This is a genomic window from Pontibacillus sp. HMF3514 (assembly GCF_009858175.1).
GTDB lineage: Bacteria > Bacillota > Bacilli > Bacillales > BH030062 > Pontibacillus.
Genome location: NZ_CP047393.1, coordinates 65953 through 82042 on the forward strand (window position 1 = coordinate 65953; position 16090 = coordinate 82042).

Consider the following 16090-nt stretch of genomic DNA (forward strand, 5'->3'; position numbering starts at 1 on the left):
CAGAAGAAATGCTACATTCAAGACATACTACTTATTAAAGGCCTGTTGAACCAAGTTTGAATCCACTTTCCCTAAAATGTTTTTACATAAAATTTCATTTTTTAGAGAGAATATAAATAAGATGAAAAAATTATACGTATTTCATTGCAATACAAATCATATATTGCTATAATATAAAGATTTATTTGACTTTGTACTATAGCTTGTGTTAAAGTATAAGTAGTGAGGTGGAGTGTAGTGGCAAAAACGTTATCAGAAATTAAGCAGTCTTTAGATGGGCAAATCGGTAAGCGGTTAACATTGAAAGCAAATGGCGGTCGCCGAAAAACCATTGAGCGTAGTGGTGTTCTAGCTGAAACGTATCCATCTGTTTTTATTGTTGAACTTGATCAGGAGCAAAATGCGTTTGAGCGAGTATCATACAGCTATGCAGATGTCTTAACTGAAACTGTAGAACTTAGTTTTAGTGAAGGATTAAGCAATTTGGCGTTAGGGGAGCAGTAAACTGAGGTTTACTGCTTTTTATTTAGATACTAAAGCATTTTTATTTCAATGTTTTTGCTGAAATTCCATTATAAAGATCGATTCTTTTAAAAGAAATTAACACATACTAAGCGTGTCGTAAAATCTATATAGAAGGGAGCTGTTTTCCTTTGGGTAGACGTAGAGGAGTTATGTCTGATCGTTTTAGAGAGGAAATCGCTAAGGAGTTAGGTTTTTACGACACGGTGCAAAAAGAAGGTTGGGGCGGGATAACAGCACGTGATGCAGGTAATATTACAAAGCGTGCTATTCAAATCGCTCAGGAGCAAATGACACGGGGCAGATCTTAATAAGGGGTCTGTCCCTTTTTTACAACTTAAGAGAACGAGCCTCTGTTTACGCTTTGCTTTGACATACTTACAAATCGCTAAGATTTCCTTAAGATAGGATTTTGAACAAACCATCCTTATAGATCAAAATATATGGTACAATTTGTTGATATAAGCTGAAAAGAGCAGGTGATGAGATGCGATTATTAGAAAAGGCTCCGGCCAAAATTAATTTAGCTCTCGATGTATTATATAAACGTCCGGATGAGTACCATGAAGTTGAGATGGTCATGACGACGGTTGATTTATCAGATCGAATTGAGTTAAGTCCTTTGCGTGAAGATGAAATTCGTATTGTTTCTGAAAATCGATTTGTTCCAAATGATCAGCGTAACCTTGCCTATCAAGCAGCTCAACTTGTAAAAAATACATATCAAATACGTGAAGGTGTCGAGATTTTTATTGAGAAACAAATTCCCGTTGCCGCTGGTTTAGCGGGAGGTAGTAGTGATGCTGCAGCTGTTTTGCGAGGTTTAAATCGTTTATGGGATTTAGAGTTAACGGCAGAACAATTAGCTGAATTAGGAGCTCATATTGGGTCAGATGTGGCTTTTTGTGTATATGGAGGTACAGCTTTAGCTACAGGTAGAGGAGAACAGATAAGAGAACTTCCTACGCCTCCTCCTTGTTGGGTGGTTTTGGCTAAACCTTCTATTGGGGTATCAACTCAAGCGATTTATCAAAATTTGAACCTGAATGATGTACAACACCCTGATACACAAAAAATGATACAAGCCCTAGAAGACGGCGATTACAATGAGATGTGTGCTCAAATTGGTAATGTTCTTGAGCCCGTAACGAGTCAACTTCACACAGAAGTAGACCAAATCAAAAATCATATGAAAGATTTTGGTGCAGATGCTGTATTAATGAGTGGGAGCGGTCCAACTGTATTTGGTCTAGTTCAACAGGAATCACGAGCACATCGTATTTATAATGGCTTACGAGGATTTTGTGAAGAAGTATACGTAATTCGAATGCTTGGAAATCGACATGCACTTGATTAAATCCGTATAAAACTGTTATATTTATTGCATATTATTCGGATTTAGAGGTGTATGTATGAAAAGAAGTGAACGATTGGTCGCAATGACTCATTATCTAATAGAACACCCTCAACAACTTGTGTCATTGCCGTTTTTTACAAATGAGTATGAATCCGCTAAATCTTCAATTAGTGAAGATTTAGCGATCATTAATCAAATGTTCCAACAACAAGGGATAGGATATCTTCAAACGATTCCAGGAGCTGCTGGCGGCGTAAAGTATATACCGCGCAATTCTAAAGAAAAAAGCGAAGTGTTTATCGATCAGTTAGCTAAACAGCTGGAGGACCCTGAGCGATTGTTGCCAGGAGGTTACTTATTTATGAGTGACCTATTGGGTGACCCTCAAACTGTAAGGAATATCGGACGGTTATTTGCAACACACTTTTCCAGTAGCACGATTGATGCGGTCGTAACCGTGGCTACAAAAGGTATTCCATTAGCATATGCTGTAGCGTCTTATTTAAATGTACCGGTTGTCATCGTACGTCGAGATCCGAAAGTTACAGAAGGATCTACAGTAAGCATTAATTACGTTTCTGGATCATCAAGAAAAATTCAGACCATGGTTCTATCTAAGCGAAGCTTAAAACAAGGGGCAAATGTGCTTATTGTAGATGACTTTATGAAAGCTGGTGGCACGATTAATGGTATGAAAAGCCTTTTAGAAGAATTTGAAGCAAATGTTGCAGGTATTGGTGTCCTAGCTGAAGCTGAAGACGAGGATGAAGATCGTGTAGTAGATGATTATGTCTCCCTACTTCAGATTAATAATGTCGATATTAAAAATCGTAAAATTGAAGTTCATCGTGGAAATCTCTTTGAACAATAACTGTATTTTAGTGAGATAGCTTTTGCCTTTTAAGGCAAAAGCTATTTTTGTCTTTTGAGACTTTTATTGCTTTATTAAAAAAATATTTCTATCAAAACTACATTTATTTTCAAAGTGATTAACGTATAAAAAGGGCTGTGTTGGTAGTAGAGGCTTGCTTCAGAGTCTCCAAATGATAAGTAGGAAAGTGCAGAAAATTAGAAAAGAATAATTTTTTTTCAAAAGTAGGGAGGAATTCATGTAACTTTGTTGAATATTGGTAACTAAGTTCTTATAGGGAAAAGGTGGTGAGACATAATGGAAGTAACTGACGTTAGACTGCGACGCGTTAATACTGAAGGACGAATGCGAGCAATTGCTTCTATTACGTTAGACCAGGAATTCGTTGTTCATGACATTCGAGTAATCGATGGAAACAACGGTTTGTTTGTTGCTATGCCAAGCAAACGTACTCCTGATGGAGAGTTTCGTGACATTGCGCATCCGATCAATTCTGGTACACGTGGAAAAATCCAAGATGCTGTACTAGAAGAATATCACCGCGCAGGGGAATTGGAAGTTGAATATGAAGAAGCAGGTGCTTCTTAATACTCACTGAAGACAATAGGGGGGAGTCTAATCTACCGGGTTAGGCTCCTTTTTTTGTTGGATTTTACAGCCTATACGTCACTCACTGAGCACTTCCACTTTTGTTCTAACAGTTGAAATAATGGTGTTTTTAAGATATATTCGTAGATGACAAAAGGATGGTGGTTTGTTAATGAGTAATCGTTACGCAGTTGTGTTGGCTGCTGGTCAGGGAACACGTATGAAATCATCTTTATACAAAGTGTTACATCCTGTATGTGGTAAGCCAATGGTTCAACATGTTATAGATCAATTAAAGCCCTTACAGCTAAATGAAATCATTACGATTGTTGGTCATGGGGCAGAGACTGTTCAAGATCAAATCGGGGACGACAGCCGATTCGTAATCCAAGAAGAACAGCTCGGTACAGGCCATGCTGTTCAACAGGCTGATAGCATTCTGGAGCAACAAGAAGGAACAACACTCGTCGTATGTGGTGACACACCACTATTAACGAAAGATACACTTGAGTCTCTTATTACTTATCACGAAGAAGAAGGTTCTAAAGCGACACTTCTCACAGCACATGCAGAAGACCCTACAGGTTATGGTCGTATTGTGCGAACTGAAGATGGTAATGTTGCTCGTATTGTAGAGCAAAAAGATGCATCTGAAGAGGTTCAAAAGATTCAAGAGATCAATACAGGTGTGTTCTGTTTTGATAATAAAGCTTTATTCGAAACGTTAAAGCATGTATCAAATGATAATTCTCAAGGGGAATACTATCTCCCGGATGTAATTGAGATTTTAAAAAGCCAAAGTGAAAAGATTGCTGCCTACCAGACAGAGCGATTTGAAGAAACGTTAGGTGTTAATGACCGCGTTGCTTTATCACGTGCCGAGGAGGCTATGAAACGTCGGATTAACGAGTATCATATGAGAAATGGTGTGACCATCATTGATCCGAGTCATACTTATATCGGATTAGATGTCCAAATTGAACAAGATGCTGTTATTTATCCTGGAAGTGTGATTGAGGGGAACACCACGATTGCTACAGGTGTAGAAGTTGGTCCTCATTCTGAAATTAAAAATTGTACGATTGGGCAAAATACAGTTATCAAACAAAGTGTAGCACATGATAGTCATATTGGTCATGGCGTGAACATTGGGCCGTATGCTCATATTCGACCGTCTTCTGAATTAGGCGATAATGTTAAGGTTGGCAATTTCGTAGAAGTGAAGAAAGCTTCCTTTGGTAAAGGAAGTAAAGCATCTCACTTAAGTTATATTGGCGATGCTAAAGTAGGCGATGGCGTTAACATTGGCTGTGGCACGATCACAGTAAATTATGATGGTCAAAATAAACACCTTACTACAATTGAAGATGAAGCGTTTATTGGATGCAATTCGAATTTAGTAGCACCTGTGAATGTCGGGAAAGGTGCGTATGTTGCAGCAGGCTCTACAATAACCGAGGACGTACCAGGAGATGCATTGTCCATTGCTCGTTCTCGTCAAACGAATAAAGAAGGTTATGTTGAAAAACTCAAGAATATGAAAAAAGATTAATGGAGGGTATTAGCGCAATGGCTAACAATCAATACAAAGATCCGTCTTTAAAAGTGTTTTCTCTTAACTCCAATCCAACACTAGCTCAAGAAATCGCAGAAAACATCGGCACAGAGCTTGGTAAGTGTACGGTTACTTCTTTTAGTGATGGAGAAATCCAAATTAATATCGAAGAAAGTATTCGTGGCTGTGATGTATATGTTGTGCAATCAACATGTGAACCTGTAAACCAGCACATCATGGAACTTTTAATTATGATTGATGCATTGAAGCGTGCATCTGCCAAGACCATTAATATTGTTATGCCTTATTACGGCTATGCGCGTCAGGATCGTAAAGCACGTTCTCGTGAACCAATCACTGCTAAGCTAATGGCGAACCTTTTAGAGACTGCAGGAGCTTCAAGAGTCATCATGCTAGACCTCCACGCTTCTCAAATTCAAGGATTCTTTGATGTACCAATTGACCACCTTGTTGGTGGACCACTTCTTTCTGATTACTTTGAAGGAAAGAACTTTGATGATGTTGTAATTGTGTCACCAGACCATGGTGGCGTGACTAGAGCTCGTAAAATGGCTGACCGCCTAAAAGCTCCGATTGCTATTATTGACAAACGACGACCACGTCCAAATGTTGCGGAAGTTATGAATATTGTAGGTAATATTGAAGGTAAGACAGCTATTTTGATTGATGATATTATTGATACAGCTGGAACCATTACATTAGCAGCCAATGCACTTGTAGAAAACGGGGCAAAAGAAGTATATGCATGCTGTACACACCCCGTTCTATCTGGTCCTGCTATTGAGCGTATAAATAACTCAAAAATCAAAGAGCTTGTTGTAACGAACACGATTCCTCTTAAAGATGAGAAGCGCATTGATAAGATTACGGAACTTTCTGTAGGCCAGCTTATTAGTGAAGCAATCATGCGTGTTCATGAACGTAAATCTATTTCAATTCTGTTTGATTAATTATAATTTTGGAGCATAAAAATAAGTCATCTGAAGAATAATTTGTTTGATATTGTGAAAAAAGGGTTTACCCCCATCCTAGGATGGGAATTATATAACATTAGAAGGTTTATAATTTGATGGAGGGTGATTGACTTGGCAGTAACAGTTAAAGCAAAAACCAGACAAGACTTAAGAGGTTCAGTAAATAATAAACTTCGTCGTGAAGGTCGAATTCCAGCAGTTGTTTATGGTAAAGACAAGGAACCACTTGCGGTTTCTGTAGACAGCTTGGAATTGCTTAAGACACTAAGAGATGAAGGGAAAAACGCAATTATATCCTTAGATGTAGAAGGCGATTCTCCTCGACAAGTTATGTTCCATGAATATCAAATAGAACCAATTCGTAATGAGTTATATCATGCGGACTTTTATATTGTGGATATGTCAACAGAAGTTGATGTACAAGTTCCAATCCATGTTGAGGGTACTGCACAAGGTGTACAAGACGGCGGGATCTTATCTCAGCCTTTACATGAATTATCACTACGTGCGAAGCCGAATCAAATTCCAGACGAAATTCAAGTTGATGTTTCTAATTTAGAAGTAGGAGATAGTTTCTTAGTAAGTGATCTAAAAGAAGCTAACAACTATGAAATTACTGAAGATGAATCAACAGCGATTGTAACTATTCTACCTCCTCAGACTGAAGAGGTTGTTGAACCCGGCGAAACCCAAGATGGTGACGCTGAACCAGAAGTCATTAATCAAAAAGATGACGATGAGGAAGAAGAAGAGTAAACCTCACATAAAGGAAAGGCGTAGCCGTGTGGTTACGCCTTTTTTACGTAAAAATCTTTACGATTGGCAAGTTTTCTTTACATATAAAGAAGGTAAAACTAAAGTGATGGTTTATTTTTATTCTAGGATGAATTTCGGTACAATAGATGAAGATAAGTTTGATAGGGACTGGAAAGAGGGATTGTTATGAAGTGTATTATTGGATTAGGAAACCCAGGTCCAAAATATGAGAAGACCCGCCACAATGTTGGCTTTATGGTCATAGATGAACTACTTGAACGACATAATTGGAAACTTAATAAAGAAAAATATAAAGGGAGTCATACCGTTGAACGTTTAAACGGTGAAAAAATGGTTTTGCTTAAACCGCTAACATTTATGAATTTATCAGGGGATGCTGTAAAACCATTAATGGAGTATTATGATCTCTCACCAGAAGACATCGTAGTGATTTATGATGACTTAGATCTCCCTCCTGGTAAGATTCGTCTTCGCCAAAAAGGTGGCCATGGTGGTCACAATGGCATGAGGTCGATTATTGACCATCTTGATACCAAAGATTTCCCAAGAATCCGTATTGGCGTTGGACGTCCAACAGGATCGAAATCAGTAAGTGACCATGTACTTAGTCCATTCTCTAAAGAGGAAAGTCAGGACGTAACTGACAGCGTGAAGAAAGCTGCGGATGCGTGTGAGGATTGGATGAAAGACACCTTTCTTGGTGTCATGAATGAATACAATTAAACGTGCATATAGTGAAGCAACATCCTTCACGTATAAGCCATTTTCTTCTCGGGCAAACTTAAGGTAAATAGTTTGTGCAAGGAGGAATGATTATGGCTGTGATCTATCAATGTAGACATTGTAAACAGCAGATCGGCGCTTTTCATCAAGAGGCTGTGGATACAGACCACTTGGGATTGGACCAACTTACTGAAGAAGAACGTGTCGATATGGTTCAAATGCACGAGAACGGAAATATTGAGATTAAAACGATTTGTGAGAATTGTCAGGATGCTTTAGAAAGCAATCCGCATTACCATGAACTCGATAACTTTATTCAATAAGTCAATAGGCTTTGGTTATATACTAAAGCATTTTCAAGTGTATAAACGTGTAGATAAAGCGTAGTTGTTTGATTTTGGCTCCTATAAGCCTGCTACGCTTTTCTTACATATGCAGGGGGAACGATATGCAAGGACTTAAGGATTTTTTAAAAAAACAAGATGATGTGCATTCTATCATTTCCGGACTTTCTTCAGGGATGCAAGAGCAGTTTGCAGCTGGGCTCTCTGGTTCAGCAAGAAGTGTGCTTGTTTCGTTATTAGAGGAGTCAACGAAACGGCCTATATTGCTTGTTACACACCAATTAATGCAAGCTCAACAGTTATATGAGGATTTACTAGGGATATCTGATGCTGAGCATGTTCATTTGTACCCTGTAAATGAACTTATCGCTTCTGAGATAGCTGTTGCAAGTCCAGAGCTACGAAGTGAACGTATTGATGCCTTGAACCACTGGGCTCAAGAAAAATCAGGGATCTTAATTGCTCCTGTCGCAGCACTAAAGCGTATTTTGCCACCCCCATCTTATTGGGAACAATATCAGTTGAATTTCAAAGTAGGAGAGGCTATTGATCTTGATGCTTACCTAAAAGGGTTGATTAATGTCGGTTATGATCGATCCGATATGGTTGCTTCCCCAGGTGAATTTAGCTTACGTGGTGGGATATTGGATATTTACCCTTTAACCCAGCCTAATCCTTTGAGAATAGAACTGTTTGATGATGAAGTAGACTCCATTCGTTATTTTGATTCTGAAAGTCAACGATCGTTAGAAAAGTTAGATCAAGTTACTATTGGACCTGCTAGTGAGCTACTTTTAACAGATGAGGATTTAACAAGAGGGGCACATAGGCTTGAGGAAGCTTTATCCGAAACTCTTCAAAAGATGCAAAACAGTGATCTAAAGGAGAAAGTAACCGAGACCATTGAACATGATATCTCACGTTTGAACAATCTTGAACGTTTTGAAGAGATGTACAAATATATATCTTTATATTATGAGCGTTCTGCCAGTCTGCTAGATTATATACCTGAAAATGGACTGGTTGTTCTGGATGAGATGAGTCGAATCCAAGAAACAGCGAATCGATTAGATGAAGAAGAGGCTGATTGGTATAGTAGTCTTTTAGAGTCAGGGCAAATGGTTAGGGATATTTCAATCTCCTATAATTGGCCTGATGTTTGGCATGCCATTAAACAACCTCGACTTTACATGTCTGTCTTTTTGCGCCATATCCCAAACACACAACCTCAAAATATCGTGAACTTTTCTTGCCGTGCTATGCAGCAATTCCATGGCCAAATGAATCTTTTACAGAATGAAATGGATCGTTGGAAGAAAAGTGGGTATTCTGTGATCATCGTTGCACCTAATCATGAGCGTGCCGAAAAGATTCAGAATGTCTTAGAAGATTACGATATGGAAGCGGTAGTGTCAGAACAAGAACCTTCCTTACCTGTAACGACACCAACGATCGTAACGGAGCAAATGACATCTGGATTTGAGTTGCCGATGCATAAGGTTGCTGTGCTTACAGAGAGTGAATTGTTTAAGAAACAAACAACAAGACCGAAGCGGAAGAAGAAAATCTCCAATGCTGAACGAATTAAAAGTTATCAGGAATTAAAAGTTGGAGATTATGTTGTCCATGCTAATCACGGTATTGGAAAATACATCGGCATAGAAACGCTAGAGTTAAATGGCATTCATAAGGATTATATGCTTGTTAAATACTCTGGAGATGACAAACTATATGTACCCATCGATCAAATTGATCAGGTTCAAAAGTTTGTTGGTTCAGAAGGGAAAGAACCGAAGCTATACAAGCTCGGGGGGAGTGAATGGAAAAAGGTTAAGAGTCGTGTGCAATCTTCCGTTGAAGATATTGCTGATGACTTAATCAAACTTTATGCGGAGCGAGAAGCAACAAAAGGATATGCTTTTGGTGAAGACACGGAAATGCAAAAAGATTTTGAAGCGGCTTTCCCTTATCAGGAAACCGAGGACCAAATTCGCTGTATTCAAGAAATCAAAACGGATATGGAGAAAATTCGCCCGATGGACCGACTCTTGTGTGGAGATGTAGGTTATGGAAAAACTGAAGTAGCCATCCGTGCAGCTTTTAAAGCCATTGCAGATGGAAAACAAGTAGCCATCCTTGTCCCGACAACGATTTTGGCTCAACAGCACTACGAAACGGTGCGTGAGCGTTTTCAGGATTTCCCGATTAACATTGGTTTGTTAAGTCGTTTCCGCACGCAGAAACAGCAAAAGGAAACAAAAGAAGGTTTGAAAAGTGGAATTGTAGACATAGTCATTGGAACACACCGTCTTCTGTCTAAAGATATTCAGGTGAAAGATCTTGGTTTATTAATTGTAGATGAAGAGCAACGTTTCGGAGTTAAGCACAAAGAAAAGATTAAGCAAATGAAAACGAATGTGGATGTTCTTACATTAACAGCAACACCAATTCCGCGTACGTTGCATATGTCCATGCTAGGTGTTCGTGATTTATCCGTTATTGAAACACCTCCTGAAAACCGTTTCCCAATTCAGACCTACGTATTGGAATACAATCCAGTGTTTATGCGTGAGGCGATTGAACGAGAAATGGCTCGTGGTGGACAAGTCTTCTTCCTGTTCAACCGGGTAGAGAATATAGAACGTATGGCTGAAGAAATTTCCGCTCTTGTTGAAGATGCACGGGTCACATTTGCACATGGTCAAATGAATGAGACTGAACTTGAAAATGTCATGTTCAGCTTTCTTGAGGGAGAATCAGATGTACTTGTTTCCACTACGATTATCGAGACAGGTGTAGATATTCCAAACGTAAATACGCTTATTGTATATGATGCCGATCGAATGGGCTTAAGTCAGTTGTATCAATTAAGAGGACGTGTAGGACGCTCAAACCGAGTTGCTTATGCTTACTTTACGTATCAAAAGGATAAAGTTTTAACAGAAGTAGCGGAGAAACGTTTGCAAGCTATAAAAGAATTCACGGAGTTAGGATCAGGATTCAAAATTGCTATGCGTGACCTTTCTATACGTGGGGCTGGAAATCTCCTGGGTGCACAGCAACATGGGTTTATCGATTCTGTAGGTTTTGATATGTACTCTCAAATGCTTAAAGATGCAATAGAGGCCAAACAAGAGGGTAAAACCTATGAGGAAACCAAACCATTTGAGCCAGAGCTGACTCTGAATATCGATGCCTACATTCCAGATGGTTACATTGATGATGAGAAACAAAAAATTGATATGTACAAACGATTCCAAGCGATAGACTCTCAAGAGGATATTCACGACTTACGTGAGGAACTTATTGACCGTTTTGGAGATTACCCAGAAGAGGTCGAAAACTTATTCCAAGTTTCAGTTTTAAAATTATATTTGAAACGTGAACGTATTGAATCCATTACGGAGAAGAATAAAAAAGTTGAACTTATTATGGATGCAGAAGCTAGTCAACAAATTGATGGGGCAAAACTGTTTGAATTAGCGAATCAATACGGAAGAATGATTCAATTAGGTACAGAAGGAAAACAACTTAAGATCACATTCCAATTCCAACGTGATATGTATCCAAGACGATACAAAGTGATGGAAGAAATCCTTCAATCTTTAAAAGATGTAAAGCATGATGAATAACAATACTGTAATAAAACCCGCCATTAAATTGGTGGGTTTTTCTTTTTAATAAATACAACCAAATCAATAAGATCATACTATTGGAAAGTATTCAGTTAAATGGCAGTTATCTTGAATAAAGCTGGTGCGGAGTGGTTCCGTTACGTTTATGCAGTGCGGCGGGCTGTGGAACGGGTTGCTTTCCCCGGAAGACCGATCGAGCTTCCTCGTCACTTCGTTCCTGCGGGATCTCGCTCGCCCTTTCTACCGGAGGAGTCAACCCGTTCCACAGCCCACCTTGGCCAAATGGTGAATAACGGAACCGCAGCGATGTTGAGAGGTCGATGCTTACGGACATCTGTTCCTTTATTTTGAACTTTTAAGGCATTACGAGAGTCGTTACGGACATATGATACCTTATTTGTGACAAATTGGTCTTTTTCGGTGATTTGAAGCAAATAACGGAATGAATGTCCGTAAGCTCTTCAATGAAGTTAGATTAAGATAAAATAACGGAACAGATGTCCGTAAGGTTAAGAAATCACACAACCAGAGTCCGTTAATCTCCATAAACGCAAAGGGGTGAGGGAAACGGCAAACTCCCGCGGTAGAAAGGGCGGCCGAGACCCCGCAGGAACGAAGTGACGAGGAGGCTTGGACGGTCTTCCGCAGGAGTATTGCCGTTTCACTGAACCCCTCCCCCTCATAAAAGCAACGGACCTTCACCGCACAATATCTCGATTCCAAGTCTTCCACATAAGGGGGCTTTAATGGAATAACGGCTAAACTACTAACAATAAGTTTTACAGTACCTATTCAAGAAAACATCAACGATTCTCCTGATATTTTTTATACAAAAGTATTACAAATCATGTACAATTTGGATTTTAACAAGAAAAATTAAGGAATCATGTATAGTTCTGGCGTGGTGAAAAATACTATACCCATCAACTGGTGATTCCTACTTAAAAAAGGAAGTCAAATCATATCACCATATGTATAATCATCAAAGGAAAGTGAGGCTTCATACATGAAAGCAACAGGAATCGTACGACGTATTGATGATTTAGGACGGGTAGTAATCCCGAAAGAAATTCGCAGAACACTGCGTATCCGTGAGGGAGATCCACTTGAAATTTTTGTGGATCGAGAAGGAGAAGTTATTCTCAAAAAGTATTCACCGATTAGTGAGTTAGGGGATTTTGCTAAGGAATATGCAGACGCGCTATTTGATTCCCTAGGTCATACTGTTCTTATTTGCGATCGTGATGAATTTATAGCTGTTTCCGGCGCGTCCAAGAAAGATTACTTAAACAAAAGCATTGGGCCAAAAGTGGAACAAGCTATTCAAGATCGTACTTTAATAACAGAATCGAATGAATCGACGATTGAAATTGCAGATGGTAATGAAGAAAAGGTATCATCCTATATCGTTGGTCCAATCATTGCAAATGGAGATCCAATCGGATGCGTTATGATTATGTCTAAAGAAGGCGAGTCCGTCAGCGCAGTCGAACAAAAAGCAGTAGAAACTGCAGCAAGTTTCTTAGCCCGTCAAATGGAATAATTCATCGGAAAGGAGCCTACCTATAGGCTCCTTTTTATTGTTAATGTGGATACAATCACTCTTAATCAACTCAGTCTCTGTGCTATAATGAAGGGTAATGGAAAAGTATAGAAGGGGTACCTTTATGGCAAAACAAATCAACAAGAAAAAAATCTTTCAGGGAGCATTTTTATTAACGCTCGCAGGGATCTTGAGTAAGGTTCTAAGCGTGGGTTATCGTATTCCCTTACAAAATATCGCCGGCGACGTCGGCTTTTATATTTATCAGCAAGTGTACCCTATCTTAGGAATGGCGTGGATGATATCTCTATATGGATTTCCCGTTGCTATATCCTCGTTTGTATCAGAATGGGAAGGTGAAGGGCGTGCATTAACGTTACGCAATTTCTTTATACCAGCTTTTACGATTCTTTTCAGTATAAGTTTGTTGTTATTTGGCTTATGTTACTTTGGTGCATCTACGATTGCTGTATGGATGGGGGATCCTCAGCTTGAGTTCCCCATTAAAATAACATCGATTGTTTTTTTATTTCTTCCTTTCACATCATTACTTAGAGGAACATTTCAAGGATTACATAATATGAAACCTACAGCCATGTCACAAATTGCTGAGCAGTTTACTCGTGTACTCATTATTATCCTCGCTACATACTTTTTCGTGAAAGCAGGAGTAGACTTATACGTTGTCGGGGCTGGAGCGGCTTTTGGATCTGTTGTAGGAGCTATTGCCTCCGTGTTGTTGCTAGGTGGGATGATGTTAAGAAAGTCTCCACTTTCAAGAAGATCTACACAAGGTAACATCCCATACAAAAAGCTAATTCGATCCATCTTGGTAGTTGGGTTATTCTTTTGTGTGAACTACATGATGCTTTTATTTCTTCAATTAGCAGATGCTTTAACCTTGGTCCCGAATCTTCAACAGGCAGGAAGTTCACTTCAAGAGGCAAAAGCAGCAAAAGGAATATTTGATAGAGGATATCCGCTAATTCAAATTGGGACAGTTGTTGGCTCATCCATAGCACTCGCATTAATACCAGCTATTACTAGGCAACGTTTAGAAAAGCGTAAAGAAGAGACTTATGCGGATGCAAGAAGTGCGGTGAAATTCTCGTTTTTATTTTCGTTAGCCGCTACAGTGGGGCTTTTAATGGTGATGCCTTATGTAAACGTGTCTTTTTTCCGAACCACTGATGGAACGGATGCGCTACGGATTCTTTCTCTTGTGACCTTATTTGGTTCATTATCTCTAACCTATTCATCCTTGCTTCAAGGATTTTCGATTGTTGGACGACCAGCTTTAGCTGTCATTTTGGCATTCTTTATTAAAATTGGAGCCAATGAAATGTTGATTCCTGCGTATGGAATTAAAGGAAGTGCCGTTGCCTCGGTTCTTGCAGTTCTATTCATTTGCTTATTTAACTATATAAGTTTAAAAAGACACTTTACACTTCGATTGAAGCATCATATTCCATGGCGACAAGCCGGGTTTGCGATAGGAGCAATGTTTCTTGTGGTTTTGGGAGCAAGTTTGTTATATAAGACTCTTATACCATTAACAGAACGACTTGCTTATGTGGGAGTTACGCTTTTCACAGTTTCCCTTGGTGTTCTAACGTATTTTTTAGTGTTACTAAAAACAGGGGCATTTTCAAAAGAAGAATTAAGTCAATTTCCATTTAGTGAGTTAATCATAAGTAAACTGGAGGAAACAAAATGAACAAACAAATTACCATAATAGGACTTGGAGCAGCAGATATAGATCAGCTTCCTCTAGGAGTATATCGAATATTAACTAAGCATGAAGGAACCGTTTATACACGTACATTGGATCATCCTGTTATCGAGTCGCTACAACAAGAAGGCCTAACATTTGAAGCCTTTGATTCTACTTATGAGTCATATGATCAATTTGAAGATGTATATGAAGTAATTGTTGATCGTTTGTTGGAACAAGCAACTCATGAAGCGGTTCTTTACACCGTTCCAGGTCATCCAATGCTAGCTGAACGAACGGTACAACTCTTATTACAAAAGCAAGAACAAGGTGAAGTCACACTGAACATTCAAGGTGGTCAAAGCTATCTAGATGCTCTTTTTACTTCTTTAAAAATTGATCCTATTGAAGGGTTCCAATTTTTAGATGCCACATCTTTTACTAGAAATATGATTGAACATCGCCAGCATACTGTGTTTTGTCAGGTATATGATGAGCTGATTGCTTCCCACGTAAAAGTAGAACTCATGGAGGATCTTCCTCATGACTTTCCCGTATATATTGCTGATGCTGTAGGAAGTTCTCAAGAAACGATTAAGGAAGTTCCGTTGTATGAATTAGATCGAAGTGTAGAATTAAGTAATTTAACAAGTGTTTATATTCCTCCTGTACCAGAAGAGAGATTGAATCATAAGTTCTTCCGTTTGCGAGATGTTATCGCAACATTACGTGGTCCTGAAGGGTGTCCTTGGGATCGTAAACAAACAAACGAATCTTTACGTCCTTATTTAATTGAAGAAGCTTATGAATTATTACAAGCTATCGAGGATGAAGATGATGAGGGTATGGTTGAAGAGTTAGGTGACGTTCTTTTACAGGTCATGCTTCATAGTCAAATTGGAGAAGATGAAGGATTTTTCACCATCGATGACGTAATTGTTACAATAACGGATAAAATGATCCGCCGTCACCCTCATGTATTTGGTAATCATCAACTAGAAACAGCAGAAGAGGTTGTAGGGACCTGGGATGAAATCAAGCAGCAAGAGAAAGGTGATACGCGCCCATCTGCTTTAGATGGTGTTGTTAAAGCTTTACCTGGGTTATTACGTGCTCAAGAATTGCAAAAGAAAGCTAAAAAAGTCGGATTTGACTGGGATGATCCTGCGCCGATGTGGGAAAAGGTCCAGGAAGAAATTGAAGAATTTAAAATGTCCTTAACAACAGAAGCAGAAGATGAGCAGGAACTCGAACTTGGAGATGTATTATTTGCACTAGTGAATGTCGCTCGTTACTATAAGGTTAATCCTGAATTGGCTATTCAACGTACCAATGATAAGTTTGAACGTCGTTTTCGAGAAATGGAAGATATGATTACTGCTGAGAATATCGATATGAAGAGTTTGTTGCTTGAGCAACTCGATCAATACTGGGAAAGAGCAAAACGAAAAGAAAAAGGTGAATAA

Annotated in this window: 16 protein-coding genes; 14 read left to right on the plus strand and 2 right to left on the minus strand. The window is 39.0% G+C overall.

Going from position 1 to position 16090, the window contains the following annotated elements; translation table 11 throughout:
* Positions 1 to 237 precede the first annotated feature (237 nt).
* From veg to mfd, 11 genes are all read left to right on the plus strand, one after another.
* Complete coding sequence (gene veg, locus GS400_RS00335; protein WP_027447151.1) at positions 238 to 504, plus strand: biofilm formation stimulator Veg; 267 nt, start codon at positions 238 to 240, stop codon at positions 502 to 504.
* A 149-nt stretch (positions 505 to 653) separates the two neighbouring features.
* Positions 654 to 833 carry a small, acid-soluble spore protein, alpha/beta type gene (locus GS400_RS00340; RefSeq protein ID WP_160098149.1) on the plus strand — a complete coding sequence of 60 codons (180 nt, stop codon included), beginning with the start codon at positions 654 to 656 and terminating at the stop codon, positions 831 to 833.
* A 176-nt stretch (positions 834 to 1009) separates the two neighbouring features.
* On the plus strand, positions 1010 to 1879 hold the full coding sequence (gene ispE / locus GS400_RS00345; protein WP_160098151.1) for a 4-(cytidine 5'-diphospho)-2-C-methyl-D-erythritol kinase: 870 nt from the start codon (positions 1010 to 1012) through the stop codon (positions 1877 to 1879).
* A gap of 55 nt (positions 1880 to 1934) precedes the next feature.
* Positions 1935 to 2750 (plus strand): pur operon repressor, encoded by an 816-nt coding sequence (purR, locus tag GS400_RS00350; protein WP_160098153.1) that lies wholly within the window; start codon positions 1935 to 1937, stop codon positions 2748 to 2750.
* Between the two features lie 297 nt (positions 2751 to 3047).
* On the plus strand, positions 3048 to 3338 hold the full coding sequence (gene spoVG, locus GS400_RS00355; protein WP_027447155.1) for a septation regulator SpoVG: 291 nt from the start codon (positions 3048 to 3050) through the stop codon (positions 3336 to 3338).
* A 172-nt stretch (positions 3339 to 3510) separates the two neighbouring features.
* Positions 3511 to 4890, plus strand: a complete 1380-nt coding sequence (gene glmU, locus GS400_RS00360) for a bifunctional UDP-N-acetylglucosamine diphosphorylase/glucosamine-1-phosphate N-acetyltransferase GlmU (protein WP_160098155.1) — start codon at positions 3511 to 3513, stop codon at positions 4888 to 4890.
* A 17-nt stretch (positions 4891 to 4907) separates the two neighbouring features.
* On the plus strand, positions 4908 to 5864 hold the full coding sequence (locus GS400_RS00365; protein ID WP_160098157.1) for a ribose-phosphate diphosphokinase: 957 nt from the start codon (positions 4908 to 4910) through the stop codon (positions 5862 to 5864).
* A 135-nt stretch (positions 5865 to 5999) separates the two neighbouring features.
* Positions 6000 to 6644 carry a 50S ribosomal protein L25/general stress protein Ctc gene (locus GS400_RS00370; RefSeq protein ID WP_160098159.1) on the plus strand — a complete coding sequence of 215 codons (645 nt, stop codon included), beginning with the start codon at positions 6000 to 6002 and terminating at the stop codon, positions 6642 to 6644.
* Positions 6645 to 6830: 186 nt separating this feature from the next.
* Entirely contained in the window at positions 6831 to 7388 is a 558-nt protein-coding gene (pth, locus tag GS400_RS00375) for an aminoacyl-tRNA hydrolase (protein WP_160098161.1), read from the plus strand.
* Positions 7389 to 7480: 92 nt separating this feature from the next.
* Positions 7481 to 7711 carry an anti-sigma-F factor Fin gene (locus GS400_RS00380; RefSeq protein WP_160098163.1) on the plus strand — a complete coding sequence of 77 codons (231 nt, stop codon included), beginning with the start codon at positions 7481 to 7483 and terminating at the stop codon, positions 7709 to 7711.
* Between the two features lie 125 nt (positions 7712 to 7836).
* Entirely contained in the window at positions 7837 to 11364 is a 3528-nt protein-coding gene (gene mfd, locus GS400_RS00385) for a transcription-repair coupling factor (protein WP_160098165.1), read from the plus strand.
* 209 nt (positions 11365 to 11573) lie between these two features.
* Here mfd and GS400_RS00390 read toward each other — a convergent pair whose 3' ends face one another.
* Positions 11574 to 11801, minus strand: a complete 228-nt coding sequence (locus GS400_RS00390) for a hypothetical protein (RefSeq protein ID WP_160098167.1) — start codon at positions 11799 to 11801, stop codon at positions 11574 to 11576.
* The gene (locus tag GS400_RS00395; protein ID WP_160098169.1) at positions 11761 to 11913 is read right to left on the minus strand and encodes a hypothetical protein; all 153 of its coding nucleotides are present in this window, start codon (positions 11911 to 11913) and stop codon (positions 11761 to 11763) included. The genes GS400_RS00390 and GS400_RS00395 overlap by 41 nt, the downstream gene beginning before the upstream one ends.
* Before the next feature lie 460 nt (positions 11914 to 12373).
* On the opposite strand from GS400_RS00395, the gene spoVT reads away from it, so the two are divergent.
* The 3 genes from spoVT to mazG all read left to right on the plus strand — a co-directional run bounded on the left by spoVT (position 12374) and on the right by mazG (position 16090).
* Positions 12374 to 12910, plus strand: coding sequence for a stage V sporulation protein T (gene spoVT / locus GS400_RS00400; protein ID WP_160098171.1), 537 nt, complete (start codon positions 12374 to 12376; stop codon positions 12908 to 12910).
* A gap of 124 nt (positions 12911 to 13034) precedes the next feature.
* Positions 13035 to 14627, plus strand: a complete 1593-nt coding sequence (locus tag GS400_RS00405) for a putative polysaccharide biosynthesis protein (protein WP_160098173.1) — start codon at positions 13035 to 13037, stop codon at positions 14625 to 14627.
* A complete protein-coding gene (gene mazG / locus GS400_RS00410; RefSeq protein WP_160098175.1) occupies positions 14624 to 16090 on the plus strand; it encodes a bifunctional methyltransferase/pyrophosphohydrolase YabN in 1467 nt (488 codons plus the stop codon). The genes GS400_RS00405 and mazG overlap by 4 nt, the downstream gene beginning before the upstream one ends.

Bases quoted from the DNA above. Each gene is read 5' to 3' on its own strand.
- GS400_RS00365 (WP_160098157.1), top strand. From the start codon at position 4,908: ATGGCTAACAATCAATACAAAGATCCGTCTTTAAAAGTGTTTTCTCTT.
- ispE (WP_160098151.1), top strand. From the start codon at position 1,010: ATGCGATTATTAGAAAAGGCTCCGGCCAAAATTAATTTAGCTCTCGAT.
- spoVT (WP_160098171.1), top strand. From the start codon at position 12,374: ATGAAAGCAACAGGAATCGTACGACGTATTGATGATTTAGGACGGGTA.
- mfd (WP_160098165.1), top strand. From the start codon at position 7,837: ATGCAAGGACTTAAGGATTTTTTAAAAAAACAAGATGATGTGCATTCT.
- spoVG (WP_027447155.1), top strand. From the start codon at position 3,048: ATGGAAGTAACTGACGTTAGACTGCGACGCGTTAATACTGAAGGACGA.
- GS400_RS00405 (WP_160098173.1), top strand. From the start codon at position 13,035: ATGGCAAAACAAATCAACAAGAAAAAAATCTTTCAGGGAGCATTTTTA.
- GS400_RS00395 (WP_160098169.1), bottom strand. From the start codon at position 11,913: ATGGAGATTAACGGACTCTGGTTGTGTGATTTCTTAACCTTACGGACA.
- glmU (WP_160098155.1), top strand. From the start codon at position 3,511: ATGAGTAATCGTTACGCAGTTGTGTTGGCTGCTGGTCAGGGAACACGT.
- mazG (WP_160098175.1), top strand. From the start codon at position 14,624: ATGAACAAACAAATTACCATAATAGGACTTGGAGCAGCAGATATAGAT.
- purR (WP_160098153.1), top strand. From the start codon at position 1,935: ATGAAAAGAAGTGAACGATTGGTCGCAATGACTCATTATCTAATAGAA.
- pth (WP_160098161.1), top strand. From the start codon at position 6,831: ATGAAGTGTATTATTGGATTAGGAAACCCAGGTCCAAAATATGAGAAG.
- GS400_RS00380 (WP_160098163.1), top strand. From the start codon at position 7,481: ATGGCTGTGATCTATCAATGTAGACATTGTAAACAGCAGATCGGCGCT.